The 24,598-nt window shown below is 71.5% G+C and carries 25 protein-coding genes; 11 read left to right on the top strand and 14 right to left on the bottom strand.

The annotated features are described in order from the left end of the window. Positions 1-4: 4 nt before the first annotated feature. A complete protein-coding gene (gene dapC / locus ACR3ZA_RS11130) occupies positions 5-1,102 on the top strand; it encodes a succinyldiaminopimelate transaminase (protein WP_473662021.1) in 1,098 nt (365 codons plus the stop codon). 163 nt (positions 1,103-1,265) lie between these two features. After that, positions 1,266-2,492, top strand: coding sequence for a citrate synthase (locus tag ACR3ZA_RS11135; protein ID WP_473662239.1), 1,227 nt, complete (start codon positions 1,266-1,268; stop codon positions 2,490-2,492). A 332-nt stretch (positions 2,493-2,824) separates the two neighbouring features. On the opposite strand, the gene ACR3ZA_RS11140 is transcribed toward ACR3ZA_RS11135, so the two are convergent. Together ACR3ZA_RS11140 and dapD are read right to left on the bottom strand one after the other, a co-directional pair. Beyond that, positions 2,825-3,676 carry a DUF559 domain-containing protein gene (locus ACR3ZA_RS11140; protein WP_473662022.1) on the bottom strand — a complete coding sequence of 284 codons (852 nt, stop codon included), beginning with the start codon at positions 3,674-3,676 and terminating at the stop codon, positions 2,825-2,827. A gap of 251 nt (positions 3,677-3,927) precedes the next feature. Then, entirely contained in the window at positions 3,928-4,863 is a 936-nt protein-coding gene (dapD, locus tag ACR3ZA_RS11145) for a 2,3,4,5-tetrahydropyridine-2,6-dicarboxylate N-succinyltransferase (protein WP_473662023.1), read from the bottom strand. A gap of 39 nt (positions 4,864-4,902) precedes the next feature. Between dapD and dapE the strand changes: the two genes are divergently transcribed. The 3 genes from dapE to ACR3ZA_RS11160 all read left to right on the top strand — a co-directional run bounded on the left by dapE (position 4,903) and on the right by ACR3ZA_RS11160 (position 7,426). After that, entirely contained in the window at positions 4,903-5,982 is a 1,080-nt protein-coding gene (gene dapE / locus ACR3ZA_RS11150; RefSeq protein WP_473662024.1) for a succinyl-diaminopimelate desuccinylase, read from the top strand. Further along, entirely contained in the window at positions 5,961-7,184 is a 1,224-nt protein-coding gene (locus ACR3ZA_RS11155) for a hypothetical protein (RefSeq protein ID WP_473662025.1), read from the top strand. Before dapE ends, ACR3ZA_RS11155 begins: the two co-directional genes overlap by 22 nt. 68 nt (positions 7,185-7,252) lie before the next feature. Continuing rightward, positions 7,253-7,426: a DUF3117 domain-containing protein gene (locus ACR3ZA_RS11160; RefSeq protein WP_294179352.1), complete on the top strand. Its 174-nt coding sequence runs from the start codon at positions 7,253-7,255 to the stop codon at positions 7,424-7,426. A 23-nt stretch (positions 7,427-7,449) separates the two neighbouring features. Here ACR3ZA_RS11160 and ACR3ZA_RS11165 read toward each other — a convergent pair whose 3' ends face one another. Continuing rightward, positions 7,450-8,022, bottom strand: coding sequence for a class I SAM-dependent methyltransferase (locus tag ACR3ZA_RS11165; RefSeq protein ID WP_473662240.1), 573 nt, complete (start codon positions 8,020-8,022; stop codon positions 7,450-7,452). Between the two features lie 108 nt (positions 8,023-8,130). On the opposite strand from ACR3ZA_RS11165, the gene ACR3ZA_RS11170 reads away from it, so the two are divergent. Continuing rightward, positions 8,131-8,523 (top strand): sec-independent translocase, encoded by a 393-nt coding sequence (locus ACR3ZA_RS11170; protein WP_473662026.1) that lies wholly within the window; start codon positions 8,131-8,133, stop codon positions 8,521-8,523. Between the two features lie 18 nt (positions 8,524-8,541). On the opposite strand, the gene ACR3ZA_RS11175 is transcribed toward ACR3ZA_RS11170, so the two are convergent. Then, positions 8,542-10,134 (bottom strand): succinic semialdehyde dehydrogenase, encoded by a 1,593-nt coding sequence (locus tag ACR3ZA_RS11175; RefSeq protein ID WP_473662027.1) that lies wholly within the window; start codon positions 10,132-10,134, stop codon positions 8,542-8,544. A 66-nt stretch (positions 10,135-10,200) separates the two neighbouring features. On the opposite strand from ACR3ZA_RS11175, the gene ACR3ZA_RS11180 reads away from it, so the two are divergent. Together ACR3ZA_RS11180 and ACR3ZA_RS11185 are read left to right on the top strand one after the other, a co-directional pair. After that, positions 10,201-11,658: an MFS transporter gene (locus tag ACR3ZA_RS11180; protein ID WP_473662028.1), complete on the top strand. Its 1,458-nt coding sequence runs from the start codon at positions 10,201-10,203 to the stop codon at positions 11,656-11,658. Next, the gene (locus tag ACR3ZA_RS11185; protein WP_473662029.1) at positions 11,658-13,118 is read left to right on the top strand and encodes an aminotransferase class V-fold PLP-dependent enzyme; all 1,461 of its coding nucleotides are present in this window, start codon (positions 11,658-11,660) and stop codon (positions 13,116-13,118) included. The genes ACR3ZA_RS11180 and ACR3ZA_RS11185 overlap by 1 nt, the downstream gene beginning before the upstream one ends. Before the next feature lie 154 nt (positions 13,119-13,272). Here ACR3ZA_RS11185 and ACR3ZA_RS11190 read toward each other — a convergent pair whose 3' ends face one another. The 4 genes from ACR3ZA_RS11190 to ACR3ZA_RS11205 all read right to left on the bottom strand — a co-directional run bounded on the left by ACR3ZA_RS11190 (position 13,273) and on the right by ACR3ZA_RS11205 (position 17,305). Continuing rightward, on the bottom strand, positions 13,273-14,184 hold the full coding sequence (locus ACR3ZA_RS11190; protein WP_473662030.1) for a LysR substrate-binding domain-containing protein: 912 nt from the start codon (positions 14,182-14,184) through the stop codon (positions 13,273-13,275). 218 nt (positions 14,185-14,402) lie between these two features. Then, positions 14,403-15,500, bottom strand: a complete 1,098-nt coding sequence (locus ACR3ZA_RS11195; protein WP_473662031.1) for a P-loop NTPase — start codon at positions 15,498-15,500, stop codon at positions 14,403-14,405. Beyond that, positions 15,490-16,008 carry a DUF1003 domain-containing protein gene (locus tag ACR3ZA_RS11200; RefSeq protein WP_473662032.1) on the bottom strand — a complete coding sequence of 173 codons (519 nt, stop codon included), beginning with the start codon at positions 16,006-16,008 and terminating at the stop codon, positions 15,490-15,492. Before ACR3ZA_RS11200 ends, ACR3ZA_RS11195 begins: the two co-directional genes overlap by 11 nt. Next, complete coding sequence (locus ACR3ZA_RS11205) at positions 15,995-17,305, bottom strand: magnesium transporter MgtE N-terminal domain-containing protein (RefSeq protein WP_473662033.1); 1,311 nt, start codon at positions 17,303-17,305, stop codon at positions 15,995-15,997. Before ACR3ZA_RS11205 ends, ACR3ZA_RS11200 begins: the two co-directional genes overlap by 14 nt. A 36-nt stretch (positions 17,306-17,341) precedes the next feature. Between ACR3ZA_RS11205 and ACR3ZA_RS11210 the strand changes: the two genes are divergently transcribed. After that, positions 17,342-17,830 carry a general stress protein gene (locus tag ACR3ZA_RS11210; protein ID WP_473662034.1) on the top strand — a complete coding sequence of 163 codons (489 nt, stop codon included), beginning with the start codon at positions 17,342-17,344 and terminating at the stop codon, positions 17,828-17,830. On the opposite strand, the gene ACR3ZA_RS11215 is transcribed toward ACR3ZA_RS11210, so the two are convergent. The 3 genes from ACR3ZA_RS11215 to ACR3ZA_RS11225 are packed head-to-tail and all read right to left on the bottom strand — an operon-like array spanning position 17,827 to position 20,819. Continuing rightward, positions 17,827-18,312 (bottom strand): hypothetical protein, encoded by a 486-nt coding sequence (locus tag ACR3ZA_RS11215; protein WP_473662035.1) that lies wholly within the window; start codon positions 18,310-18,312, stop codon positions 17,827-17,829. The genes ACR3ZA_RS11210 and ACR3ZA_RS11215 overlap by 4 nt on opposite strands. After that, positions 18,294-19,778: an aminopeptidase P N-terminal domain-containing protein gene (locus ACR3ZA_RS11220; RefSeq protein ID WP_473662036.1), complete on the bottom strand. Its 1,485-nt coding sequence runs from the start codon at positions 19,776-19,778 to the stop codon at positions 18,294-18,296. The genes ACR3ZA_RS11215 and ACR3ZA_RS11220 overlap by 19 nt, the downstream gene beginning before the upstream one ends. A 33-nt stretch (positions 19,779-19,811) precedes the next feature. Further along, on the bottom strand, positions 19,812-20,819 hold the full coding sequence (locus ACR3ZA_RS11225) for an endonuclease/exonuclease/phosphatase family protein (RefSeq protein WP_473662037.1): 1,008 nt from the start codon (positions 20,817-20,819) through the stop codon (positions 19,812-19,814). Between the two features lie 25 nt (positions 20,820-20,844). Here ACR3ZA_RS11225 and ACR3ZA_RS11230 point away from each other — a divergent pair, with 25 nt between their 5' ends. Then, the gene (locus tag ACR3ZA_RS11230) at positions 20,845-21,696 is read left to right on the top strand and encodes a PHP domain-containing protein (RefSeq protein ID WP_473662038.1); all 852 of its coding nucleotides are present in this window, start codon (positions 20,845-20,847) and stop codon (positions 21,694-21,696) included. Between the two features lie 41 nt (positions 21,697-21,737). Here ACR3ZA_RS11230 and ACR3ZA_RS11235 read toward each other — a convergent pair whose 3' ends face one another. Continuing rightward, positions 21,738-23,159, bottom strand: a complete 1,422-nt coding sequence (locus tag ACR3ZA_RS11235; protein ID WP_473662039.1) for a DEAD/DEAH box helicase — start codon at positions 23,157-23,159, stop codon at positions 21,738-21,740. Positions 23,160-23,268: 109 nt separating this feature from the next. Between ACR3ZA_RS11235 and ACR3ZA_RS11240 the strand changes: the two genes are divergently transcribed. Further along, complete coding sequence (locus ACR3ZA_RS11240) at positions 23,269-23,946, top strand: ferritin-like fold-containing protein (protein WP_473662040.1); 678 nt, start codon at positions 23,269-23,271, stop codon at positions 23,944-23,946. Between the two features lie 113 nt (positions 23,947-24,059). On the opposite strand, the gene ACR3ZA_RS11245 is transcribed toward ACR3ZA_RS11240, so the two are convergent. Together ACR3ZA_RS11245 and ACR3ZA_RS11250 are read right to left on the bottom strand one after the other, a co-directional pair. Beyond that, complete coding sequence (locus tag ACR3ZA_RS11245; RefSeq protein ID WP_473662041.1) at positions 24,060-24,356, bottom strand: hypothetical protein; 297 nt, start codon at positions 24,354-24,356, stop codon at positions 24,060-24,062. Positions 24,357-24,364: 8 nt separating this feature from the next. Next, on the bottom strand, positions 24,365-24,589 hold the full coding sequence (locus tag ACR3ZA_RS11250) for a DUF3107 family protein (RefSeq protein WP_473662042.1): 225 nt from the start codon (positions 24,587-24,589) through the stop codon (positions 24,365-24,367). Positions 24,590-24,598: the final 9 nt, after the last annotated feature.

Below are 24,598 nucleotides of genomic sequence, written 5' to 3' on the forward strand. Positions count from 1 at the left end.
GCCCATGGCGCTGTCTCTTCCCGACTTCCCGTGGAACTCCCTCGCGCCGGCCGCCGAGCGGGCGCGCGCGCATCCCGACGGCATCGTTGATCTGTCGGTCGGGTCGCCCGTCGACCCGACGCCCGAGGTGATCCGCGACGCGCTGCGCGACGCCACCGATGCGCACGCCTACCCGCAGACGGCGGGCACCCCGGCGCTGCGCGAGGCGATCGTCGACTGGTACGCGCGCCGCCGCGGCGTCGACGTCGAGGTCGCCAACGTCATGCCGACCATCGGGTCGAAAGAGCTCGTCGCCCTGCTTCCCACACTGCTCGGTCTCGGCGAGGGCGACGTCGTCGTGCACCCGACGATCGCCTACCCGACCTACGCCGTGGGGGCGCTCATCGCCGGGGCAACGCCGTTCGCGTCCGACGACCCCGACGAGTGGCCCGCCGAGACCCGACTGGTCTGGCTGAACAGCCCCGGCAACCCGGACGGCCACATCGACGGGATCGACGTCCTGCGCCGCGCGGTCGAACGCGCCCGCGAGCTCGGCGCCGTCATCGCCAACGACGAGTGCTACGCGGAGCTCAACTGGGACGGCTCCGAGCCGACGCCGTGCATCCTCGACCGTCGGGTGATCGGCGACTCGCGCCGGCTCACGCTCTCCGTCTACTCGCTCAGCAAGCAGTCCAACCTCGCCGGGTACCGCGCCGCGTTCGTCGCCGGCTGCAGCGACCTGATCGGGGAGCTGCTCGAGGCCCGCAAGCATGCGGGACTCATGCCGCCGGCGCCCGTGCAGGCGGCGATGATCGCCGCGCTCGGCGATGAGGCGCACGTCGCCGAGCAGCGCGAGCGCTACCGCGCGCGCCGCGCCCGCCTGCTGCCGGCACTCGAGGCCGCCGGGTTCCGCATCGACAGGAGCGACGCGGGGCTCTACCTCTGGGCGACACGCGGTGAGCACGGTCGAGCCAGCGTCGATGCGCTCGCCGCACAGGGCATCCTCGTCACCCCCGGCGACTTCTACGGCCCCGCCGGAGACGAGTTTGTGCGGATCTCGTTGACCGCGACCGACGAGCGGATCGACGCCGCGGTCGCGCGTTTGGCGGGACTCGCCAAGTAATCCCGGGCAGAGCGTTGGAGGGTCCCTCCAACACATGACGCCTGCTTCTGGCAAGAGGCGAGCTACCGCCGGAACCCCCTAGGCTGTAAGAGTGAATGACGTCACTAGGGGCCCCGACAAGATCTCGCTCACGTTTGGTGACATCAACGCCGAACTTCCCGTGATGCGTGCCGTGGACGGACGCGACGCCGTCGACTGGTCGAGCTTCACGAAGCAGACCGGACTGACCTCGCTCGACCAGGGCTTCGTCAACACCGCGTCGACGAAGAGCTCGATCACCTACATTGATGGTGACGAGGGCATCCTGCGCTATCGCGGCTACGCGATCGAAGACCTCGCGGCGAACTCGACCTTCCTCGAGGTGGCCTGGCTGCTCATCTACGGCGAGCTTCCGACGGCCGTCGAGCTGGACAACTTCACCGAGCGGATCCGTCGCCACACGCTGCTCCACGAAGACCTCAAGCACTTCTTCTCGGCGCTGCCGCACACCGCGCACCCGATGTCGGTGCTGTCCTCCGCGGTGTCGGCGCTCTCGACCTACTACGAGGACTCGCTCGACCCGCACGACCCCGAGATGGTCGAGCTCAACATCGTTCGACTGCTGGCGAAGCTGCCGGTGATCGCCGCCTACGCACACAAGAAGAGCCTCGGCCAGGCGTTCCTCTACCCCGACAACTCGCTGAGCTTCGTCGACAACTTCCTCAAGCTCAACTTCGGCAACCTCGCCGAGCCGTACGAGATCAACCCGGTGCTCTCGAAGGCGCTCGACCGCCTGCTGATCCTGCACGAAGACCACGAGCAGAACGCCTCCACCTCGACGGTGCGGCTCGTCGGCTCGACCGAAGCCAACATCTTCGCCTCGGTGTCTGCCGGCATCAACGCGCTGTACGGGCCGCTGCACGGCGGAGCGAACGAGGCCGTGCTCACGATGCTCGCGCAGATCCGCGACTCCGGCGACGGTGCGCGCCGCTTCGTCGAGCGCGTCAAGAACAAGGAGGACGGCGTCCGCCTGATGGGCTTCGGACACCGCGTCTACAAGAACTACGACCCCCGCGCGAAGCTCGTCAAGGAGAGCGCGGATGCGGTGCTCGCCGACCTCGGCGTCAAGGATCCGCTGCTCGACATCGCCAAGGAACTGGAGCAGATCGCCCTCGAGGACTCCTACTTCCAGGAGCGTCGTCTCTACCCCAACGTCGACTTCTACACCGGCGTCATCTACAAGGCGATGGGCTTCCCGACGCGGATGTTCACGGTGCTGTTCGCGATCGGCCGCCTCCCCGGCTGGATCGCCCACTGGCGCGAGGCGAACAACGACCCGGCGACCAAGATCGGCCGCCCGCAGCAGCTCTACGTCGGCCCCCCGGCTCGCCCCTGGCCCACCGGCCGCTAGCCCCGGCCGCCGGCGCCCGCCGGCGCCCGCCCGCCCGCGGCACCCCGCCGCCGGGACTCCTCCCGCCCGTGGCCCCAGGCCCGCCCGCGGGACCCCTCCCGCGTTGACGAAATGCAGGAGATCCTGCGGTCGAGCGGATGCCACGCCCCGCGAACACGCCGCCGTGACGAAAAATCTCCTGCATTTCGTCGCGGGAGCGGCGGGAGCGGCGGGAGCGGCGGCAGCGACGGGAGCGGCGGGAGCGGGAGCGCGGGAGCGGCGGGGCGTGAGTCCGCGCACGACTACTGGCCAGGCAACGGCTCGCTCGCGGGGAGCCAGCCGACCGGGACTCCTCAGACCGTGGCCGCCACGGCAGCCGCGATCGCACCGTGCACTTCAGCCCAGTTCCGCATCACGGCGCGGTAGCTGAAGCGCAGGACGCGATAGCCGAGGGCCGCGAGCAGGGCATCCCGCCGTCGATCGTTCTCGAAGGCCTCGCGGCTTCGATGATGCTCCCAGCCGTCGAGCTCGATCACGACCCGCCCGATCACGAGGTCGACCCGGCCCACCCCGGGAATCTCGACCTGCGGCAGCGGGTCGTACCCGAGTCGCCGAAGTCGAAACCGCGTGATCGACTCGATGATCGACTCCGTACGCGGGTCGACGTCCTCGAGCAGCGTCCGCAGCCGCTCCGGTGCGCACGTGACGAGACGCTCCCACTCGCGACTCGTCAGGAGTCCGGCGCGGAGCGCGCTCTCGGCCGCGGCGACGGTGCGCTCGGGGCGCTGGCAGCGGATCATGTCGGTCAGCGCGTCGGGCGCGTTGAGGCGAAACCGGGTGCCGCTGCCGCGCGCACCCCAATGCCCGCAGACGCTCGGGTCGCCCGGCGCGAGGCGCTGGCGGGCGTTGTCCGGTTCGCGCAGGCGCGCGTCGTGCGCGGGGATGCGGACGTGCACCGCAGGTGTGTCGAGCACCCAGAGCCCGAGGTCGCGCGCCGCCGTGACGCACGTCGCGCGTCCGCCGACTCGCACGGCCGATTGCAGCGCCGGCGGCGTGGTCGGGAGCGCGTACCACCCCTGTCGGATGCGGATCAGCAAACCGGCGTCGACCGCCGCCCGCAGCGAGTGCGCCGTGGCTCCGGCGCGAAGGAGCTCGTGCGTGGCGGCGAGTCCGCCGCGCAGTGCAACTTCGCGCACGAGGTTCATGCCGCCAGGCTCGCGCCCGCAGGCGGCACACTGGGCGGAGGCGCGACGCATCCGTGAACAGCGTGGCGCAGGCCAGCCTGCGGAGGAGCCGCCCGCCCCCGTCGAGCGACGAAATGCAGGAGAAGACGTCGGCCGGAGAGATGTCTCTCCCGAAGACACCGCACGTCCCCGAAGAATCTCCTGCATTTCGTCAACCGGGGGGCCGGATGCGGCGCGCGGCGTGGCGCGCGGCGGCGCGGAGGGGAGGCGCGCTAGGCGTGCAGCTGCTCGTTGAGGGTGACGCCGAAGCCGGTGCGGGGGAGCACCTCGACGGCGCCGGTGACCGAGTTGCGGCGGAAGAGGAGCCCGGGCTGACCGGAGAGCTCGACGGCCTTCGCCACGCGCGGCTCCTCGCCCGCGACGAGCACCGTGACCTTGGTGCCCGCGGTGACATAGAGGCCCGCCTCGACGACGGAGTCGTCGCCGATCGAGATGCCGATGCCGGAGTTCGCGCCGAGCAGCGCACGCTCGCCGATCGCGACGCGCTGCGTGCCGCCGCCCGAGAGCGTGCCCATGATCGAGGCGCCGCCGCCGATGTCGGAGCCGTCGCCGACGACGACACCCTGCGAGACGCGTCCCTCGACCATCGAGGAGCCGAGCGTGCCGGCGTTGAAGTTCACGAATCCTTCGTGCATGACGGTCGTGCCGGGCGCGAGGTGCGCTCCGAGGCGGACGCGGGAGGCATCCGCGATGCGCACGCGATCCGGGACGACGTAGTCGACCAGGCGCGGGAACTTGTCGATGCCGTGCAGCGAGATGCCCGCGCGCTGCAGCAGCGGGCGACGTCGCGCGTACTCGCTCGGCAGCATCGGGCCGGCGGTCGTCCAGGCGACGATGGGGAGGTGTCCGAAGATCCCGTCGAGGTTCAGCGAGTTCGGCGTCACCAGCAGGTGCGAGAGCAGGTGCAGGCGCAGGTAGGCATCCGGGGTGGAGGCCGGGGCCTCGTCGAGGTCGACCGACGTGGCGACGTAGTCGAGGCGCACGCCGCGGCGCGCGTCCTCCCCGATCCAGTCCTCGAACTCGGCCGGGGCGATGTACGGATCGAGCCCGGCCGGTGCGGCGCCGAGGTGCGGCGCGGCGTACCAGGTGTCCAGAATCGTCCCGTCGGCGGTGATGGTGGCGAGTCCGTGACCCCATGCTGTGCTCATGCCTCCAGGGTATCGGGCGCGGCTCGGTAGGCTGGTGCGGTGACCGACGCCCCCGCCCTCGACCTTGCGGCCGGCAGCGTCGCCGTCACCCGAGCCCTCGTCGACCTCGAGTCGGTGTCGGGCAATGAGACCGCGATTGCGGATGCGATCGAGTCGGCGCTGCGGGCGCTGCCCCACCTCGAGGTGATCCGCGACGGCGATGCGATCGTCGCCCGCACAAACGGCGGACGGGCGCAGCGCGCCGTGATCGCCGGCCACATCGACACGGTGCCGGTCAACGGCAACCTGCCGAGCCGCCTCGACGACGACGGCACGCTGTGGGGTCGCGGCACCGTCGACATGAAGGGCGGATGCGCGATCGCGCTCGTCCTCGCCGCCGAGCTGACCGACCCGAGTGTCGACGTGACCTGGGTCTGGTACGACCACGAGGAGGTCGAGGCAGAGCTGAACGGTCTCGCTCGCCTCGCCCGCACGCATCCGGAGCTGCTGGCGGCCGACTTCGCGATCCTCGGCGAACCCTCCAACGGCGAGGTGGAGGGCGGATGCAACGGCACCCTCCGCGTCGACGTCACCACCCGCGGCCGCCGCGCCCATTCGGCGCGAGCCTGGATGGGCGAGAACGCCATCCACGCGGCCGCCCCGATCCTCGCTCGCCTCGCCGCCTTCGAGCCCGAGACGGTCACGGTGGACGGTCTCGACTACCGCGAGGGCATGAACGCGGTGAAGATCGCCGGCGGGGTGGCGGGCAACGTGATCCCCGACGAGTGCACCGTGCACGTCAACTACCGCTTCGCGCCGAGTCGCACCGGCGCCGAGGCGGTCGAGCGCGTGCGCTCCCTGTTCGACGGCTTCGAGGTGACCGTGGCCGACCTGGCCGAGGGCGCGCGTCCCGGCCTCGATGCCCCGCTCGCGCAGGGCTTCCTCGCGGCCGTCGGCGGCGAGGCGCGGCCCAAGTACGGCTGGACCGATGTCGCCCGGTTCTCGGCGCTCGGCATCCCTGCCGTGAACTACGGTCCCGGCGACCCGAGCCTTGCGCACGCCGACGACGAGCGGGTTCCGGTCGAGCAGATCGAGCGCTGCGAGCGCGGACTGCGGGCATGGCTGACGGCGCGCGACTGAGTCTGCCGATGCGGCTCGCCGCTGTGCCGTGGTGGGCCCAGGTGCTGGCGGTCTTCGCCGCATCCCGCGTGGTGACGACCACGATTCTGCTGGTGTTCGCGGCGCTGCAGCCCGCGAATCCGTGGACGGATGCCGCCCCCGACTACCTGAGCTTCGCCAAGATCTGGGACGGTCACTGGTACTACATCATCGCGGTGGTGGGCTACCCCACGGAGCTTCCGCTGGATGCCGCCGGCTTCGTGGAGGAGAACGCCTGGGCGTTCCTGCCGGCCTATCCGGGCGTGGTGCGGCTGCTGATGCTTCTCACCGGACTGCCGTTCGAGTTGCTGGCGGTTGTCGTGTCGGTCGCGTTCGCGGCGGGGGCGGCGCTCGTGTTCAACCGGCTGATGCACCGGGTGATCCCGGAGAGCGCGCTGTTCGCGACCGTGCTGTTCTGCGTGGCGCCGCTCAGCCCAATCCTGCAAGTGGCGTACGCCGAGTCGATGCAGCTCTTCCTGCTCTTCGCGGCGCTCCTGCTGCTGCTCGAGCGCCGCTACCTGCTCACGATTCCCGTGATCGCGACGCTCGCGCTCACCCGGCCGGGCGCGCTGGCGTTCGCGATGCTGCTGGGGCTGCACGCGATCCATCGCTTCGTGACCCGGGCGCGGGACCCCTTCCCGGTGCGGGAGCGCGTCCGCCTGGTCGTCGCGGGGCTCGCGAGCGCTGTGCTCGGCTTCGCCTGGCTGGGGATCGCGGCGCTCGTGACCGGCTCGCCGACCGCGTACCTGGACACCGAACTGGCCTGGCGCGTCGTCTACGTGGGGCGCGACCATCTCATCCCCTTTCAGCCCTGGTTCCAGGCGGCCGACTGGTGGCTGCGCTGGAACGGGGTCCCCGGCAGCGCCGCCGGCTGGCTCGGCGCGATCCTGCTGCTGGTGCTGATCGCCGCGTTCGCGATCTTCCTGCTGACGCCGGCGGCACGGCGTCTGGGGGTGGACCTGCGACTCTGGCTGGTGAGCTACGCCGCGTACCTGCTGGCGGTGTTCTTCCCGCAGTCGAGCGTGTTCCGACTGCTCATGCCTCTGGCGCCGGGGCTCGGCGCGCTCGCGCTGCCGCGCTCGCGGGTGTACCGCATCCTGCTCGTTCTCGTCTTCATCGCGCTGCAGGTGGGCTGGACCTACATCGGCTGGTGGGTCGACGGGGCGGATTGGACCCCGCCGTAGGCGCCGTGTTAACCGTGTGTCCCTCGAATACGAGATAATGGGAGAACGCCATCGAAAGGGGACTACTCATGGCAGCCATGAAGCCGAGGACCGGTGACGGCCCGATGGAGGCTGTGAAGGAGGGACGCCTCATCATTGTGCGCGTTCCGCTCGAGGGTGGCGGGCGACTCGTCGTCTCAGTCAACGACGATGAGGCCAAGGAGCTGCGTGACGCTCTGGTCGGAGCCGTCGGCGAGGCCTAGACGCCGCCGACTCGAAGCGCGGTTCAGCCCGCGCGGGTAACCAGCTGAAGAAGCCCATCGCCTGAGGTGGAGAGCGCGACCGTGTGCGTCTCGCTCTCCCCGATGGCGCCCAGGAGCGCCCGGAACTCGGCGACCGGCTCGTCACGCTGCACGGGATCGGCGACCTTTCCACGCCAGAGTGCGTGCGGCACGAGCACGAGTCCGCCGGCGCGCGCAATGCGCAGGGCGTGCTCGACATACGCCAGCAGCGAGGTCGTGTCCGCGTCGACGAGGACGAGGTCGTAGGCGCCGTCGTTCATGCGCGGCAGGACGTCGAGCGCGCGGCCGGCGATCAGCCGAAGCTGGTTGGCCGGGATGCTGGCGCCGAGCAGACTCGCGCGGGCGCTCTGCTGATGGTCGGGCTCCACGTCGATCGTGGTGAGCGTCGCGTCGGGGGCGCCTTCGAGCAGCGCAAGCCCCGAGACCCCCGCCCCGGTGCCGATCTCGAGGATGGTGCGGGCGCCGCTCGCGGCGGCGAGCACACGCAGCTGGGCGGCGACGCCGGGGCTGACCGCCTCGATCCCGAGTTCATGCGAGTGCTGGCGCGCGAGCGTCATCGCGGGGGATTCGGGAACGAACTCCTCCGCGAACTTCCAGCTCAGTTCGTGGTTCACGTGACTCCTTCGGCCCCACCCTATCGACCGAGGGCCGCATAGGATGAGCGCATGTCGTTCGGGCTGACATTTGACAAACTGCTGATCATTCTGGTGATCGCGGTCTTCGTCATCGGACCGGATCGGCTTCCCGGCTATGCGGCGCAGCTTGCCCGGCTGGTGCGCTCGCTGCGCGATCTCGCCAACGGGGCGAAGGACCGGATGCGCGAGGAGATGGGCCCGGAGTTCGATGAGGTCGACTGGACCAAGCTCGACCCGCGTCAATACGACCCGCGCCGCATCATTCGCGATGCGCTGCTGGACGATCCGGCACCCGTGAAGCCCGCGACCGCGACGATGGCGGCGGCTCCGCGCCGCCGCGGCAGCCGGGAGTCGGCGTACGAGCAGCGGCAGCGGAAGCTCGGCAACGGCAAGCCCGCCCCGTTCGACTCCGAGGCGACCTGAGGCGCAGCGTCCCGCGGCTCAGGCGCGCCGGATGGCCCGCAGCGCCCGCAGTGCGAGCAGCATGACGCCGACGAGCCGCGCGTGCTCGACGCCGGTGCGCGGAAGCGGCACGAGGCCGGTGGCGCGCGCGATCTGCACCGTGTCGGTGTAGCGCAGGATGCCGTCGGGTCCGTTGCGTCGCCCCAGCCCCGAGAGCTTGACGCCGCCGGACGGCGCGGCGACCGCGGAGAAGCTCGCGCGGTAGCCCTCGTTGATGTTGACGGTGCCCGCCTGCAGCTGCTCGGCCACGCGCCGCGCGCGCCGGGCGGAGCCGGAGAACACGGAGGCGTTCAGGCCGAAGCGGGTGTCGTTCGCGGCCGCGATGGCGGCGGCGTCGTCCTCGACGATGACGACGCTGGCGACGGGTCCGAAGGTCTCGTCGCGCGCGCACGCCATCTGGTCGGTGACGCCGGTCAGCAGCGTCGGCTCGTAGAAGTAGGGCCCGAGGTCGGGGCGCTGGCGCCCGCCCGCCAGCACCGTGGCGCCGCGGGCGACGGCGTCGTCGACGTGGGCGCGCACCCGCTCGAGCTGTGCGGCGGTGGTGAGCGAGCCGAAGTCGGCCGAGAAGTCGAGCGCGGAGCCGAGTCGAATGCTCGCAACCGCCTCGGTCAGCGCGGGAATGAAGCGGTCGGCGATCCCGCGGTGCACGAGGATGCGCTCCGCCGAGACGCACAGCTGCCCCGCCGCGGCGAAGCAGGCGTGCACCACGGACAGGGCGACCCGCTCCACGTCGACATCGTCGAGCACGATCACCGGGTTCTTGCCGCCGAGTTCGAGCGACACAGGGGTGAGCGTCGCGGCGGCCTGCGTTGCCACGGTGATGCCGGTGGCCGTCGAGCCGGTGAACGCGACGACGTCGGACGCGGCGACGAGGGCCGATCCGACCTCGGTGCCGGGGCCCGCGACGACAGCCCAGAGGTCGGCGGGGACGCCGGCGTCGATGAAGGCGCGACGGGTGGCGAGGATGCTCAGCGCGCCCTGGTCATCCGCCTTCTGCAGGATGGCGTTGCCCGCGGCGAGCGCCGGGGCGATGTCCATCGCGGTGAGGCTCGGCGGGTAGTTCCACGGGGTGACGACGCCGACCAGGCCTTTGGGGCGGTGGCTGACGCGCGAGGTCATGACGAGGGGGATGCCGGCCGGCGCCCGGCGGGACGCGAGGACGCGCGGTGCGGCGACGGCGGCGTAGCGCGTGGCCGCGGCGGCGTTGAACAGCTCCTCGAACGCTTGCGAGCGGGACTTGCCGGTCTCGAGCTGGATGGCGTCGAGCACGAGCTCGCGCCGTGCGAGCAGCAGGTCGTGGGCGCGCAGCAGCACTCGGCGCCGGTGGGCGATGCTCGTGCGCGCCCAGGCGCGCTGTGCGGCGCGCGCGGTCGCCGCCGCCTGCTCCACATCCGCCGCCGTGTTGTGCGGCAGCTGGTGCAGCGTCTCGCCCGTGAACGGGGCGACGATCTCGATGCGACCGGCCGAGGCCGGGACGAGTCCCGCGACGAGGTCGTCGACGACCTCAGCCGTCAGAAACTCGGAGGCGCTGCGCGCCGTGCGATGTGACCGATCGGCGGTGATTCCGGACATGCGCGCAGTCTACGTCGCGGCCGGAGGCGTGATGTGCCCGCCCCGCACGGTGGGTAGCATCGGTTCATGGATTCCTCTCTGCGCACCGGGGGTCGGCGCACCGAAGGGCTGCGAGCTGGCATTGTCGCTCGTTACGCACTTGGTTCGGTCGGAACCGGCGGCTTCGGCACACTTCCCGGACTCGTTCTCGTCTACTACCTGACGGACACGCTCGGGGTGACGGCCCTGCTCGCGGGAATCCTCGTGACACTGGCGAAGGTGTGGGACGTGATGATCGACCCGATCATCGGTGCCCGCAGCGACCGGCAGATCGCCGCCACCGGCTACCGTCGCCGGTTCATGGTGATCGGCGCCGTGTTCCTGCCGATCTTCTTCGTGCTCACCTTCGCCGTGCCGGCGGGGCTGCCCGCGTGGGCCTCGGCGATCTGGGTGTTCCTGGCCTTCGTGCTGGCGGCGACGGCGTTCAGCCTGTTCCAGGTGCCGTACATCGCGCTTCCGGCCGAACTCGTCTCCGACTACAACGCGCGCACCCGGCTGCTGTCGGCGCGCGTCGTCGTGCTCACGTTCGCGATTCTGCTGTTCGGGGCCGGGGGACCGGCGCTGCGCTCGCTCGGCGGGGACGACTCGCACCTCGGGTACCTGATCATGGCGGGCGTCGCCGGACTCGTGCTCGGCGGATCGTTCCTCGTCACCTCGACCGTGGAGAAGGCGGCGCGCGTCGGCGGGGCCCCGCGGCCCCCGGTGTCGGAGCCGGTGAGCGGCCTCGCCGCCCCGCGCGAGACCCTCGGCGAGCACTACCGTCGCGGTGTGCGGACGCTGCGCACCAGCCAGCCGTTCCGCGCCCTGCTCATCACTTTCGTGCTGCAGGCCCTGGCGACCGGCATCATGCTCGCCGGCGCGCAGTACGTCGCACGCTACGTGCTGCACGACGAGGATGCGGTGACCTTCATCTTCCTCGCGCTCATCGCGCCAGCGCTCGTCTTCGCGCCGATCTGGGGCACGGTCGCGAACCGCATCGGCAAGGAGCGCGCCTTCGCCGTGGCCTCGACGATGTACGGCATCGCCGCGCTCGCGATGGTGGCGCTGGTGTGGTTCCCCGGCTCCTGGGTCTACGGGCCGGTCGCGCTCGCGGGTGCCGCCTACGCGGGGATGCAGTCGCTGCCGCTCGCGATGCTCCCCGACGTCGTCGCGGTCGACGCGCGCCGTCACGGCCCGGGCCGCGCCGGAACCTTCAGCGGCGTCTGGACGGCCGGAGAGACCACGGGCATGGCGCTCGGCACCACCGTGCTGGCGATCATCCTGACGGTCACCGGCTACCTGGAGTCGACGGCGAGCGTTGACGTCGAGCAGTCGGCCTCGGCGGTGCTCGGCATCGTCGTGAGCTTCAGCGCGGTTCCCGCGGTGCTCATCCTGGTGAGCCTGATCACGCTGCGGCGCTACCCGCTGCGCAAGGTCGACGTCGACGAGGCGGCGGTGACTCCGGTCGTGCCGGGCGCGGCCCCGGCCAGCGAGGGGACCAGCTGATGCGCTTCGCCGAATCGAGCGAGTCGATCCTGACGCGGCTCGGCGCACTGCGCGACGCCGACGCTCCCACTCACGGCGGCCACGTGCTGAGCTACGTCTACGACACGGGTGTCGCCGAACTGGATGCGCTCGCCGCCGAGGCGGTGCGCATGATGCAACCGGTCAACGGCCTCGATCCGACGACGTTCGGGTCGGTCGCGGTGCTCGAGCGCGAGCTCATCGGCTTCACCCGCGAGCTGCTGAACGGTGACGATGAGGTCGTCGGCACCGTGACGAGCGGCGGCACCGAGAGCTGCCTGCTCGCCGTCAAGACGGCTCGGGATGCCTGGCTCGCGGCACGCGGTGCCGAACCGGGCACGGCACGGCCGCGCCTGGTGGCCCCGGTGACCGTGCACGCGGCCTTCCAGAAGGCGGCGCACTACTTCGGCCTCGAACTGGATCTGGCCCCCGTGATGCCGACCGGCGTCGTCGCGGCCGCCGAGATCACGGCGCGGCTCGGCGACGATGTCGCGCTGGTCGTCGTCTCGGCTCCGTCCTACCCGCACGCGGGGCTCGACCCGGTCGTCGAGGTGGCGGCCGCGGCCGCGGCGCAGGGCATCCCGGTGCATGTCGATGCCTGCATCGGCGGTCTGGCGCTGCCGTTCTGGCCGGACCTGCCCGACTGGGACTTCCGCGTGCCGGGCGTCACGAGCATCAGCGCCGACCTGCACAAGTACGGCTACGCGCCCAAGGGCGCCTCGGTGCTGCTGCAGCGCGGGCGCGACCGCCAGCGCCTGCAGTACTTCGCCACGGCGCGCTGGCCCGGGTATCCGGTCGTGAACTCGACCCTGCTCGGGTCGAAGTCGGGCGGGCCGCTCGCGGCCGCCTGGGCGATCGTGCACGCGCTCGGACGCGAGGGCTTTGCGGAGCTCGCGGCGCAGACGCGGGCGGCGACGCTTGCGCTGCTCGAGACGATCGACGGCATCGAGGGGCTGCGGGTGGTCGGCGAGCCGACCGGTCCGCTGTTCGCGGCGGCGAGCGACGACACCGTGCCCGCCGAGCGTCGGGTCGACCCGCACGTCTGGGCCGACGCGGCCAAGGCCGAGGGCTGGATCCTGCAGACCCAGCCGGGTCTCGTCCGGGCCGACGGATCGCAGCTGCCGCACACGACGCACCTGACGGTGACGCCGGTCACGGCCTCCGTGCTCGACGAGCTGCAGCCGGCGCTGGTGCGCGCGGCGGATGCCGTGCGCGGCACGCCCCGACCGGACATCAGCGGTCTGCTCGGCGCGCTGCCGCCGCTTCAGGGGATGCCCGACTCGGACACCGCGGCGGCCCTGCTCGGCAGCTTCGGCATCGGCGGCTCCGGCGCGCTGCCCGACGAGTTCGCGCCGCTCATCGCGGCGATCGAGGCGCTGCCGGCGCCGCTTGCCGAGCGCCTGCTCGTCGAGCTGCTCGCGCGCCTCGTCGAGCCCCGCTAGCCCGCGCGCCACCCCGCGCGCCCTCACCCGCGCGCCCACCCCCGCATCCCCACGCCCCCGCAGTGTGACGTTTCTCCGGAGGTTTCTGCCCGCCCGCCCGTCGTTGCGGGGGCTCAACCCCAAGCCGGGCCACATTCTCCGGAGAAACGACACACTAGGAGCGGGCGGCGACGAAGGCGGCGGCCTCCGCGCGGAGGGCGTCCACGACGAGCCGCACCGAGGGGCGCACGGCGGTGTCGGGCCGCATGAGCGCCCAGATGACGCGCTCGGAGCGCATCCCGCGCAGCGGCCTCGTGACGAGCCCGTTGCCGTGGTCGCGCGTCGTATAGCGCGGCAGGATGGCGAGCCCGTGGCCGGCGGCGACGAGCTCCTCGACGATCCCGTTGTCGCCGATGCGCTGCACCACATCGGCGGGCCGACCGGTGAGCGATTCGAGGCTGGTCAGGATGCGGTCGAACGGGAAGTCGACGGGAACCCCGATCCACGGCTCGCTGATGACGTCGTCGGGGGAGAGGGAGGCGCGTGCGGCGAGCGGATGCGCCTCCGGCAGCGCGACATCGAGCGGCTCCCGCATCAGCTCGACCGTCTCCAACTGGCGTTCGCGCCAGCTCGCCGTGACACCGCCCGAATCGGCGAGCACGACGTCGTAGCTCGCGGTCAGCGCGGCGAAGTCGGGCTGGTTGGGATCCTGGTCGGTGACGACAAGCCGCAGGCCGGGGGTGTCGGCGAGGCGAGTCAGGAGCCCGGGCAGCAGCATCATGCCGCCGGTCGGGAAGGTCGAGATCGAGACCTCGCCGCGCGGGGAGTCGCGGTACTCCGCCCAGCTGGATTCGACCCGCTGCAGCGCGACGGCGACGTCGATGGCGCGCTCCGCGAGCACGCGTCCGGCGGGGGTGAGGGCGAGGCCGCGCCCGGAGCGCTCGGTGAGGGGCAGTCCCGCCTCGCGCTCGAGGATCTTGAGCTGCTGCGAGACGGCCGAGGGGGTGAGGGCGAGGGCCTGGGCGACGGCGGTGACGGTGCCGCGCTCGGCGAGCTCTCGAAGCACCTCGAGGCGGTGGATGTCCATGTAGTGATGCTAAATGATCAGTAAAGAAAGATTCGATTGTGCTTCAATGAAATCGGCGGTCGAATAGAGCCATGACCTTCCTGATCTTCGTCGCCGCGCTCGCTGTCGCCGCGATCGCCGCCACGCTCACCACCACCGCTCGGGACGGCTACCGTCACCAGCCCACCCGCCGCGCCTGAGCGCGCCGCGGGGTCGTCAAAGGGCCGTCGGAGCCGCCGCTAGCGCGAGCTGACGGGAAGCTTGCGGCCGGAGAGCCCGCGTCCGCGTCGGGCCAGCTGCTCGGCCAGCGCCGAGATCGCCCGGGCTGCCGGATCATCCGGATGCGCGAGCACCGTCGGCTCGCCCGCGTCGCCGTCGCGGCGAAGCTCGACGCTCAGCGGGATGCTCGCCAGCACGGGGACATCGAGCCGCGCCGCGAGGTCCGCGCCCCCGCCGCTGCCGAACACGTCGAGCACGGTGCCGTCCGGCTGCACGAGCCCTGCCATGTTCTCGACCACGCCGATGACCGTCTGGCCGGTCTGCCGGGCCACCAGTCCGCTGCGCTCGGCGACCTCCGCCGCGGCCGGCTGCGGCGTCGTCACGACGAGCACCTCGGCGTGCGGCAGCAGCTGACCGAGCGAGATCGCCACATCGCCCGTACCGGGCGGCAGATCGAGCACCAGCACGTCCAGATCGCCGAAGTACACGTCGGTGAGGAACTGCTGGATCGTGCGGTGCAGCAGCGGTCCGCGCCACGACACGGCGGTCGACGGCTCCACGAACATGCCGATCGAGATCACCTTCACCCCGTGCGCGACCGGCGGCAGGATCATGTTGCCCACCTGGGTCGGCTTCGCGCCCGCGATGCCGAGGATGCCCGGGATCGAGAACCCGAACACGTCGGCATCGACCAGCCCGACCCGCAGCCCCCGCGCCGCGAGCGCGACCGCGAGGTTGGCGGTGAGCGTCGACTTGCCGACGCCGCCTTTGCCGCTGGAGACGGCGATGATGCGGGTGAGCGAATCGGGGCCGAATGGCATCGCCCGCGAGCCGCGCAGCCGGGTCGTGAGCGCCTCGCGCTCGGCCGGCGTCATGACGCCGAGCTCGAGCTCGATCGACTCCACGCCCTCCACGGCGAGCACGGCCGCGCGCACGTCGCGCTCGATCGTGTCGGCGGCCGGGCATCCGACGATCGTCAGGCGCACCTCGACGTGCGCGACCGTGCCCTCGACGCGCACCTCGCGCACCATGTCGAGTTCGGTGATCGGGCGACGGATCTCCGGGTCCTGCACGCGCGCGAGCGCGCGCCGAACCGCGTCGGCGAGCTCAGCGCTCACGCGGCCCCTCACGATCGGCGTCGAGCTCGTCCAGCAGCGAGCGCAGCTCGGCGCGGATGAAGTCCTTCGTGGCCATGTCCTTGATCGCCAGCCGCAGGGCGACGACCTCGCGGGCGAGGTACTCGGTGTCGGCGAGATTGCGCTCGGCGCGCTGACGGTCCTGCTCGATCTGGACACGGTCGCGGTCATCCTGGCGGTTCTGGGCCAGCAGGATGAGCGGGGCGGCATACGAGGCCTGCAGCGACAGGATCAGGGTCAGGACGGTGAAACCGAGCGCCTGCGAGTCGAAGCGCCACCAGTCGTTCGACTCGGCGATCGAGTTGTACGACATCCAGGCCGCGACGAAGACCGAGAGGACGAGCAGGAACCAGGGCGTTCCCATGCCGCGAGCGATCGCCTCGGTGAAGCGGCCGAAACGGTCGCGCCCCTGCCAGCGCGCCACGAACGGGGTGCGCAGGCCCTTGGGGGCGTCGAGTCGGGCGCCATCGCGGCGGTCAGCGCGAGCCATGCGGCGTCCTCCTTGCTCGGGTCGCGATCGTGGCGGTGGGGGTGGCGGAGTCGGTCACCGGGGGGCGGTCGTCGTCCGAACTTCGCCAGTCGTCGGGCAGCAGGTAGTCGAGGACGTCGTCAATGGTCACCACCCCGACGAGTCGGTGCTTGTCGTCGACCACCGGGAGCGAGACCAGGTCGTAGCTCGCGAGACGACGCGACACCTCGGCCGCGCTCGTCTCCGGCGTGACGGGCTCGAGCCCCTGGTCGAGGATCGTGCCGAGGCGCTCGTGCGGCGGGTAGCGCAGCATCCGCTGGAAGTGCACCATGCCGAGGAACCGACCCGTGGGAGGCTCATACGGCGGCAGCGTCACGCAGATCGCGGCGCCGAGCGCGGGCGCGAGCTCGTGGCGACGGATGAGGGCGAGGCCCTCGGCGACGGTCGCGTCGGCGGAGACGATGATCGGCTCGGTCGTCATCAGGCCGCCCGCGGTCTCCGGGTCGTAGGAGAGCAGGAAGCGGACATCCTCGGCCTCCTCCGGCTGCATCAGCTGCAGCAGGGCTTCGCCCTTCTCGGCGGAGAGCTGGGCGATCAGGTCGGCCGCGTCGTCGGGCTCCATCTGGTCGAGCACCTCGGCGGCGCGTTCGTCGTCGAGTCGGCTGATGAGCTCAACCTGCTCCTGCTCGGGCATCTCCTCGAGGGCGTCGGCGAGCCGCTCATCGGGCAGCTCTTCGGCGACCTCGAGCCGGCGCTCCTCCGGCAGGTCGAGCAGCGTGTTGGCGAGGTCCGCCGGGCGAAGGTCGGAGTAGGTGGCGATGAGCTGCTCCGCGGACTGCGACTCGCCGGGGGCGTTCTTCTCGCGCACCTGATCCCAGGTCGCGAACACGGTTGCGCCCTTGCCGAACGGCGTCGTCGCGGGGCGGCGCAGGAACAGGTCGCCGACGGACCACTCGGCCGGGGCGCTCTCCTCGATCGCGACGTCTTCGATGGTCGCCTCGCCCGAGCCGTCGCGGAACACCATGCGGCGGCCGAGCAGCTCGGCGATCACGCGCACCTCGCCGCCGCGCTGCTCGAAGCGGCGCAGGTTGATGAGGCCGGTCGTGATGATCTGGCCGGAGCCGATGCTGGTCACGCGGCCGATCGAGAGGAACACGCGGCGCTTGCCGGGGATCTCGACGAGCAGGCCGACGACGGACGGCGCATCCGATTTCCGGTACACGACGATGACGTCGCGGACCTTGCCGACGCGGTCGCCCGCGGGGTCGAAAACGGAGCACCCGGCCAATCGGGCGACGAAGACTCTCGTGGCGCTCACGGTCAAACCCTACTCGCCGTATGGGAGAATTCCGTGGTGACCAACACCGGACCGTTCCGACGTCGCACCGTCGACGTCTCCGTGCCGCACGGGGAGGTCGTGGGCAGCTACGCCACCTACGCCGAGGCGCAGCGCACCGTGGACCACCTCGCCAAGGCGGACTTCCCCGTCGCGAAGCTCGCGATCGTCGGCAACGACCTGAAGACGGTCGAGCGGGTCACCCGCAAGCTCTCGTGGAACCGCGCGGCCCTCGAGGGCGCGCTGAGCGGCGCCTGGTTCGGCCTGTTCCTCGGGCTGCTGTTCACCTTCGTCCAGCCCACCATCAACTGGGGGCTGTTCGCCGCCGCTGTGCTGATCGGTGCCGCGTTCGGCATGTTCTTCCGCCTGGCCGGCTACGCGGTGTCGCGCCGCAGCCGCGACTTCCAGTCGACCTCGCAGGTGCTCGCCGAGAGCTACGACGTGATCGTCGACCCGACGCTCATCCTCAAGGCGCGCGACGTGCTCGCCCGGCCCGTCGAGGACTAGTCCTCCGACGCATCCGCGGCTAGCGCCGCCTCGAGCAGGGCGGCGTACCGCTCGCGCCCCATCGCCCGATAGGCGAGCGCCCAGTCGCTTGCCCGGGCCATCGAGAGCTCTCGCCAGATGTGACCCGCTCGCGCCGGGACCGCGAGCACGCCGGTGTCGGTACGGATGCGAAACCGCACGATGACATCGATCTCGTGATCGCCCGCGTCGACCGTGAACAGCGCATCCGAGGCGTACGGCTCGGGAGCGGGCTCCGGGGCGCGTCGAACCGGTCGCCCGAGCGCCGCGAGGCTCCGGGCGACCGTGTCAGGATCGGCGTCGACCAGCACATCCCAGTCGTGCACCTCATCGATGTCGAGATCGAGCGAGGCGAGCAGCGCCGAGCCGCCGATCACGGGGGAGAGCCCCGTGCCGCGCAGCGCCGACTGCACCGCGAGCACCGCCCCGAGGGCCGGGGTGAGGGTCACCGGCCGGCGAGCCACGCCTCCACCTCGGCGACCGTGCGCGGGATGCCCGCCGACAGGCTCTCGCAGCCGGACTCGGTCACCAGCACGTCGTCCTCGATGCGCACGCCGATGCCGCGGAACTCCTCCGGCACGGTCAGGTCGTCGGGCTGGAAGTACAGCCCCGGCTCGATCGTGAACACCATGCCCGGCTCCAGGACGCCATCCAGGTAGAGCTCGCGGCGCGCCTGCGCGCAGTCGTGCACGTCGAGGCCCAGATGGTGCGAAGTGCCGTGCACCATGTAGCGCCGGTGGTACTGCGCGTCCGGCTCGAGGGACTCCTCGGCGCTCACCGGCAGGAAGCCCCACTCGGCGGTCTTGCGGGCGATCACCTGCATCGCCGCGGCGTGCACCTCGCGGAAGCGGATGCCCGGCCGCACGATGGCGAACGCCGCGTCGGCCGCCTCGAGCACCGCCTCGTAGACCTGGCGCTGCACGTCGCTGAAGGTTCCGCTCACCGGCAGCGTGCGGGTGATGTCGGCGGTGTACAGGGAGTCGAGCTCGATGCCCGCGTCGATGAGGATCAGATCGCCCGGCTCCACGGCGCCGTCGTTGCGGGTCCAGTGCAGGATGCACGCGTGCGGCCCGCTCGCGGCGATCGTGTCGTAGCCGACCGTGTTGCCCTCGGCGCGCGCACGGCGGTTGAAGGTGCCCTCGACGAGGCGCTCGCCGCGGCGGTGGGCGATCACCTGCGGCAGGTCGGCGATGACGTCGTCGAAGCCGAGCTTGGTCGCGCTGACGGCGTCGCGCAGCTGCCGGATCTCCCAGGCATCCTTCACCAGGCGGAGCTCGCTGAGCGCACGGGCGAACTCGGCGTCGGGGTCGGTCTCGACCTCGAGCAGGTCGGTGGAGGCGGCCAGCAGGCGGCGGCCGTCGAGCTGGTCGGTGAGCGCGTCGTCGGCGTCGCGCACGATCAGGGTCGACGCGTCGCCGGTCTCGAGCACCGCCGAGAAGTCCGCCAGGGCGCGGGTGGCGAGCCCGAGGTCGGCGGCGACGTCGGTGAGCGAGGGGCGCGGACCCGTCCAGAACTCGCCGATTGCGGCGTTCGCGTAGAACTCGGTGGAGTCGCGGCCCGCCGTGGGGCGGAAGTACAGCACCGCGTCGTGGCCGGCGTCGGTGGGCTCGAGCACGAGCACGCTGTCGGGCACGGCGTCGCTGCCCCAGCCGGTGAGGTGCGAGAAGGCGCTGTGGGCGCGGTAGGGGTAGTCGGTGTCGTTCGAGCGGACGCGCGCCGGGCCGGCGGGGACGATGAGCCGCTGGCCGGGGAACTGCGCCGAGATGCGTGCGCGCCGGGCGGCGGCGAACGGCGCGGCCTCACGCGGGGCGACCGGCTCCGCCGGACGCTCGGCCCAGCCGCCGGAGATGTAGTCCTGGAACTTCTCCGAGCCGGGCGTGGTGGAGCGGTTCGCGGTCTTCGGCGTGGGCTGGGCGGTCGACTTGCTCATGCGCCCATTCTCGCACCGGGCGAGGATTTCGGCTCAGCCGACGGGGCGAACCTGCGCGAGCACGGCGCGATGGTCGCTGCCGAGGCCGTCGAGCGCACCCACGACGCGGAATCCGACGAACTCCCACTCGGCGGTCGCCATCACGTGGTCGATGGGGGCGCCGAGCAGCTCCGGCAGCTGGGACGGCCAGGTGCCGAGCCCGGCGTTGCCGGTCTCCTTCGCTCCGTCGAAGCAGGTGCCGAGCGCGGCGTCGTCGTCGGCGAGCCCCTGGTAGTGGTCGAGCGTGGAGTTCAGGTCGCCGGCGAGGATGACATTCCCGCCGCGGCATGACTCGGCCAGCCATTCGAGGCCCGGCTCCCAGTCGTCGATGTAGCCGGGAATCGGGGCCACCGGATGCGCGGCGATGATCGTCGGCCCGCTGCCGTCCACCGGCACGGCGGTCACACTCGGCAGATACGGAGTGCTTCCCGCGCTCTCATCGATGCGGTACCCGCCGAGGGCCTCGCTCACCAGCAGCGCGGTCGAGCGCGACTTCAGCTCGTCGAGGGCGACCACCATGACCTGCATCGGCACGCCCGCCTGGCCCATCAGCGCGGCGATCTCCTCGGCGGCCTCGCGACTGGTCTCCGGCAGCGTGAGGATGTCGACGTCGTGCTCGAGCGCGAACTCGGCGATCACGCTCGCGCCGGGCGCATCCCCGAGCGTGTTCCAGCTGAACACCGTCAGATCGGCGGGCGCCTTCTCCTGGAACGACGGATCACCGAAGCCGCGGGTCGAGAGCACCGCCAGGTTGAGGGCGACGACCGCGAACAGCACGAGGGCGAGCAGGGCGCTCAGCCGACGCAGCGCCTGCGAGAGCAGGGCGACGACGATCAGGAAGAGGATCGCGACCAGTGCGACCGCGACCATGAGGCCGCGCATGGCCGTCAGCTCGGCGAAGATCAGCGTGCGATGCACGCCGAACAGCTGCGGCCAGCTGCCGACCAGCAGGAAGACGGCGAGGGCCACCGCGAGCAGGGTGGCGAGGGCACGGCGAATCATGGCTCGGCAAGCCTACGATGTGAGGATGTCCGGGCCGATCGATCTGCATGCGCACTCGCGCGTGTCGGACGGCACCGAGTCTCCGGCTGAGCTGGTGGAGGCGGCGGTCGCCGCCGGCCTCGACATTGTGGCGCTCACCGACCACGATTCCACGGCGGGGTGGGACGAGGCGCGGCGCGCCGTCGTCGGCACCCGGCTCACGGTGCTGCCGGGGATGGAGTTCTCCACGCGCCTGGAGTGGCGCTCCGTGCACGTGCTCGCCTACCTGGTCGACCCGGACGACGCCGCGCTGCTGCGCGAGACGACGCGCATCCGTGACGACCGGGTGACGCGCGCCGAGCGCATCGTCGAGCGCATCGCGCGCGACTACGACCTCTCGTGGGATGACGTGCTCGAGCACTCGGCGGCCGGCGCCACGATCGGGCGACCCCACATCGCCGACGCGCTGGTCGCGCGCGGTCACGTCGCCGACCGCACGGAGGCGTTCGGCGGCATCCTGCATCCGCGCTCCGGCTACAGCGAGCCGCACTACGCGCCGACGCCGCTGGAGGGCGTGCGTCTGATCCGGGCGGCGGGCGGTGTCCCGGTGCTGGCGCACCCGGCGACCCGGGGGCGCGATGGGGTGCTCCCGGAGCGGGCGCTCGCCGAGCTCGTCGACGCCGGTCTCGCCGGGCTCGAGATCGAGCACCGCGAGAACACCGACGACGGCAAGCAGCGGCTGCGCGAGCTCGCCGAGCGCTACGACCTGTTCATGACCGGGTCGAGCGACTACCACGGCGAGGGCAAGCCGAATCGGCTCGCCGAGAACACGACCGCGCTCGAGGTGTACGAGCGCATCGTGGCGGCCGGGCGCGGCAGCGCCCCCTTCGGCGGTTAGGCCGCCGGGCGCCGCCTTCGGCGGCGAGGCCGCCGGGCGCGCTACGCCGTGGGAGGCGTCGGGGCGCCGCCCTGGCCGCCGCTCGGGCGACGACGACGGGTGCGCTTGCGGCGCGCCGGCGTGGCGCCGTCGTGGGTTCCGCTGCCCTCGGCGTGCGCCTCGTGCGGCGTGCTCGACGGACCGGTGCCCGCGCCTCCCGAACCGCCGGAGCGGGTGCGCTGACGCGACCGTCCGCCGTCGCGGGATGCCGGGGGCTTCTCGCGGTGCGGTGCGGCGGGGGAGGGCTTGAGGCGCCCCTTCGAGCCTTCCGGGATGTTCAGGTCGCTGAACAGGTGCGGGCTCGACGAGTAGGTCTCGGTCGGCTCGGGCTGGCCGAACTCGAGGGCGCGGTTGATGAGCGCCCACTTGTGCAGGTCATCCCAGTCGACGAAGGTGACGGCGATGCCGGTCTTGCCGGCGCGGCCGGTGCGGCCCGCGCGGTGCAGATAGGTCTTGTCGTCGTCGGGGATCGTGTGGTTGATGACGTGGGTCACGTCGTCGACGTCGATGCCGCGGGCGGCGACGTCGGTCGCGATGAGCACGTCCTTCTTGCCGGCCTTGAACGCGGCCATCGAGCGCTCGCGCGCCTCCTGGCTCATGTCGCCGTGCACCGCACCCGCGTTGAAGCCGCGGTCGTTGAGCTCTTCGACGAGCTTGGCGGCGGCGCGCTTGGTGCGCGTGAAGACGACCGTCTTGCCGCGGCCCTCGGCCTGCAGGATGCGGGCGATGACCTCGTCCTTGTCGAGCGAGTGCGCCCGGTAGATGACGTGCTTGATGTTCGCCTGGATCTGGCCCTCGTCGGGGTCCGTGGCGCGGATGTGGATCGGGCGGTTCATGAAGCGGCGCGCAAGCGTCACGACGGGACCCGGCATGGTGGCCGAGAACAGCATCGTGTGGCGCGTCGGCGAGGTCTGCGCGAACAGCTTCTCGACATCCGGAAGGAAGCCCAGGTCGAGCATCTTGTCGGCCTCGTCCAGCACCATCACCTTGACGTTTGCCAGGCTCAGCAGGCGCTGCCCGGCGAGGTCGAGGAGGCGGCCGGGGGTGCCGACGACGATCTGCGCGCCGGCCTTGATCTGCTCGATCTGGCCCTCGTAGGCCTTGCCGCCGTAGATGGCGACGACCTTGGTGTCGCGCTTCGAGGTGGCGAGCTCGAGGTCTTCGGCCACCTGCACGCACAGTTCGCGCGTGGGGACGACGACGAGCGCCTGAACGCCGGGCTCGGGGCTGGTGCCGAGCGCCTGGATGAGCGGAAGGCCGAAGCCGAAGGTCTTGCCGGTGCCGGTCTTGGCCTGACCGATGATGTCCTGGCCGGTGAGGGCGAGCGGAATCGTCTGCGTCTGGATGGGGAAGGGCTCAAGGATGCCCTTCTCGGCGAGTGCGTCGACCATGTCCTGGTCGATCGAGAGATCGGAGAAAGTCAAGGAATACCCGTCTGAGTGGTGAATTGTCCCCCAGTCTACCGGGCGACGAGACGCGAGTAGTCTGGACGTCGTGTTGCGCTGGTTTCGACGATCAAGGCCGCGTCCCCACGTGTTGCCGCTCGGCTCGCGCACGGAGGCGGTCCAGGTCGCGCGCGTCGAACTCGCCGCGCTGACTCCCGAGCCGGTGGTCTACCTCGGCCGCCTCGGATACCTGACCCTCGTGCTGTTCGAGAACCTGGGGCGTGCCGTCATGGCGACCCCGACCACGGAGGGCAAGAGCGAGCTGACGCGCGCCGCGGGCGAGATGGGCGATGCCCACGAGGCCGTGGTGAACGAGCTGCGCGCGCTCGGCCACGACCCGGTCGCCGCGATGGAGCCGTACCGTCTCGAACTGGATGACTTCCAGCGCCGCACGCAGGGCGCCGACTGGCACGAGATCCTGGTGACCTGCTACCTGACGCAGGGATTCCTGACCGACTTCTCGGCCGGACTCGCGGGCGGTCTCCCGCGCGACCTGCAGGCACGGGTGTCGGAGATCCTGGCGCGCGTCACCGTCGGCGAGGCGGTGCTCGTCGAGCTGCTGCGCGCGGGCGTCGACGCGAGTCCGCGTCTCGCCTCGCGGCTCGCCATGTGGGGCCGTCGCCTCGTCGGCGACACCATGCTGGTGGCGCGCGAGGCGCTCGAGATCGACGGCGTCATGCCGGGCGAGGAGCGCATCGAGCCGGTCTTCACCGAGCTGGTCGCCTCGCACACCCGCCGCATGGACGCCCTCGGCCTCACCGCCTGACCCCCGCCCCCCCCCGCATCCTGCGACGCCGAGCGCTACCCAAACACACGAGCGCGCCCGTAGGACTGGTAGCGCTCGTGAGTTTCGGTAGCGCTCGCCGGTGGGGCGGGACGCTAGGCGCGGCCGCCGGAGAGGTCGTGGAGCAGCTGCGCATCGGCGCGAGCGCGCGCGGGCGGCAGCATGAGGGCGGCGGCGATCGCCGCGAGCGGGCCAGCGACCAGCGAGACGGCCCAGATCCAGCCGCCGTCGAAAGTCCAGCCGAGCCAGAGCAGGCCCACCCAGACCGTCGCGGTGACGGCGGTGGAGACCGCCGGCAGCAGCGCTGCGCCGTAGGAGTCCCGTCCCGGAATCGTGTAGCGCACGATGGCTCCGAGGCTGGCGGCGATGACGACGACGAAGACGAATTCCATGACGCGGCCTAGGCGACGAAGCCGACGCGGCGGCTCTCCGCGGGGCCGAGCTCGAGATAGCTGAAGGCGGTGCTGGGCACGATGTAGACCTTGCCCTTGTCGTCGGTCAGCTTGATGAACTTCGCCTCCGACTCGAGAGCGTCGGCGACGAGCTTCTCGACCTCGGCGGGGCTCTGCGAGGTCTCGAAGCTGAGCTCGCGGGCAGTGTTGGCGATACCGATGCGAATGTCCACGGAGTCAGC

The organism is Herbiconiux sp. J20-20 (assembly GCF_057365085.1).

What these genes read in the sequence shown, in the direction of transcription:
- dapC (WP_473662021.1), top strand. Translation starts at nt 5, where the DNA reads ATGGCGCTGTCTCTTCCCGACTTCCCGTGGAACTCCCTCGCGCCGGCC.
- ACR3ZA_RS11135 (WP_473662239.1), top strand. Translation starts at nt 1,266, where the DNA reads ATGCGTGCCGTGGACGGACGCGACGCCGTCGACTGGTCGAGCTTCACG.
- ACR3ZA_RS11140 (WP_473662022.1), bottom strand. Translation starts at nt 3,676, where the DNA reads ATGAACCTCGTGCGCGAAGTTGCACTGCGCGGCGGACTCGCCGCCACG.
- dapD (WP_473662023.1), bottom strand. Translation starts at nt 4,863, where the DNA reads ATGAGCACAGCATGGGGTCACGGACTCGCCACCATCACCGCCGACGGG.
- ACR3ZA_RS11155 (WP_473662025.1), top strand. Translation starts at nt 5,961, where the DNA reads ATGGCTGACGGCGCGCGACTGAGTCTGCCGATGCGGCTCGCCGCTGTG.
- ACR3ZA_RS11160 (WP_294179352.1), top strand. Translation starts at nt 7,253, where the DNA reads ATGGCAGCCATGAAGCCGAGGACCGGTGACGGCCCGATGGAGGCTGTG.
- ACR3ZA_RS11165 (WP_473662240.1), bottom strand. Translation starts at nt 8,022, where the DNA reads ATGACGCTCGCGCGCCAGCACTCGCATGAACTCGGGATCGAGGCGGTC.
- ACR3ZA_RS11170 (WP_473662026.1), top strand. Translation starts at nt 8,131, where the DNA reads ATGTCGTTCGGGCTGACATTTGACAAACTGCTGATCATTCTGGTGATC.
- ACR3ZA_RS11175 (WP_473662027.1), bottom strand. Translation starts at nt 10,134, where the DNA reads ATGTCCGGAATCACCGCCGATCGGTCACATCGCACGGCGCGCAGCGCC.
- ACR3ZA_RS11180 (WP_473662028.1), top strand. Translation starts at nt 10,201, where the DNA reads ATGGATTCCTCTCTGCGCACCGGGGGTCGGCGCACCGAAGGGCTGCGA.
- ACR3ZA_RS11185 (WP_473662029.1), top strand. Translation starts at nt 11,658, where the DNA reads ATGCGCTTCGCCGAATCGAGCGAGTCGATCCTGACGCGGCTCGGCGCA.
- ACR3ZA_RS11190 (WP_473662030.1), bottom strand. Translation starts at nt 14,184, where the DNA reads ATGGACATCCACCGCCTCGAGGTGCTTCGAGAGCTCGCCGAGCGCGGC.
- ACR3ZA_RS11200 (WP_473662032.1), bottom strand. Translation starts at nt 16,008, where the DNA reads ATGGCTCGCGCTGACCGCCGCGATGGCGCCCGACTCGACGCCCCCAAG.
- ACR3ZA_RS11220 (WP_473662036.1), bottom strand. Translation starts at nt 19,778, where the DNA reads ATGAGCAAGTCGACCGCCCAGCCCACGCCGAAGACCGCGAACCGCTCC.
- ACR3ZA_RS11225 (WP_473662037.1), bottom strand. Translation starts at nt 20,819, where the DNA reads ATGATTCGCCGTGCCCTCGCCACCCTGCTCGCGGTGGCCCTCGCCGTC.
- ACR3ZA_RS11230 (WP_473662038.1), top strand. Translation starts at nt 20,845, where the DNA reads ATGTCCGGGCCGATCGATCTGCATGCGCACTCGCGCGTGTCGGACGGC.
- ACR3ZA_RS11245 (WP_473662041.1), bottom strand. Translation starts at nt 24,356, where the DNA reads ATGGAATTCGTCTTCGTCGTCGTCATCGCCGCCAGCCTCGGAGCCATC.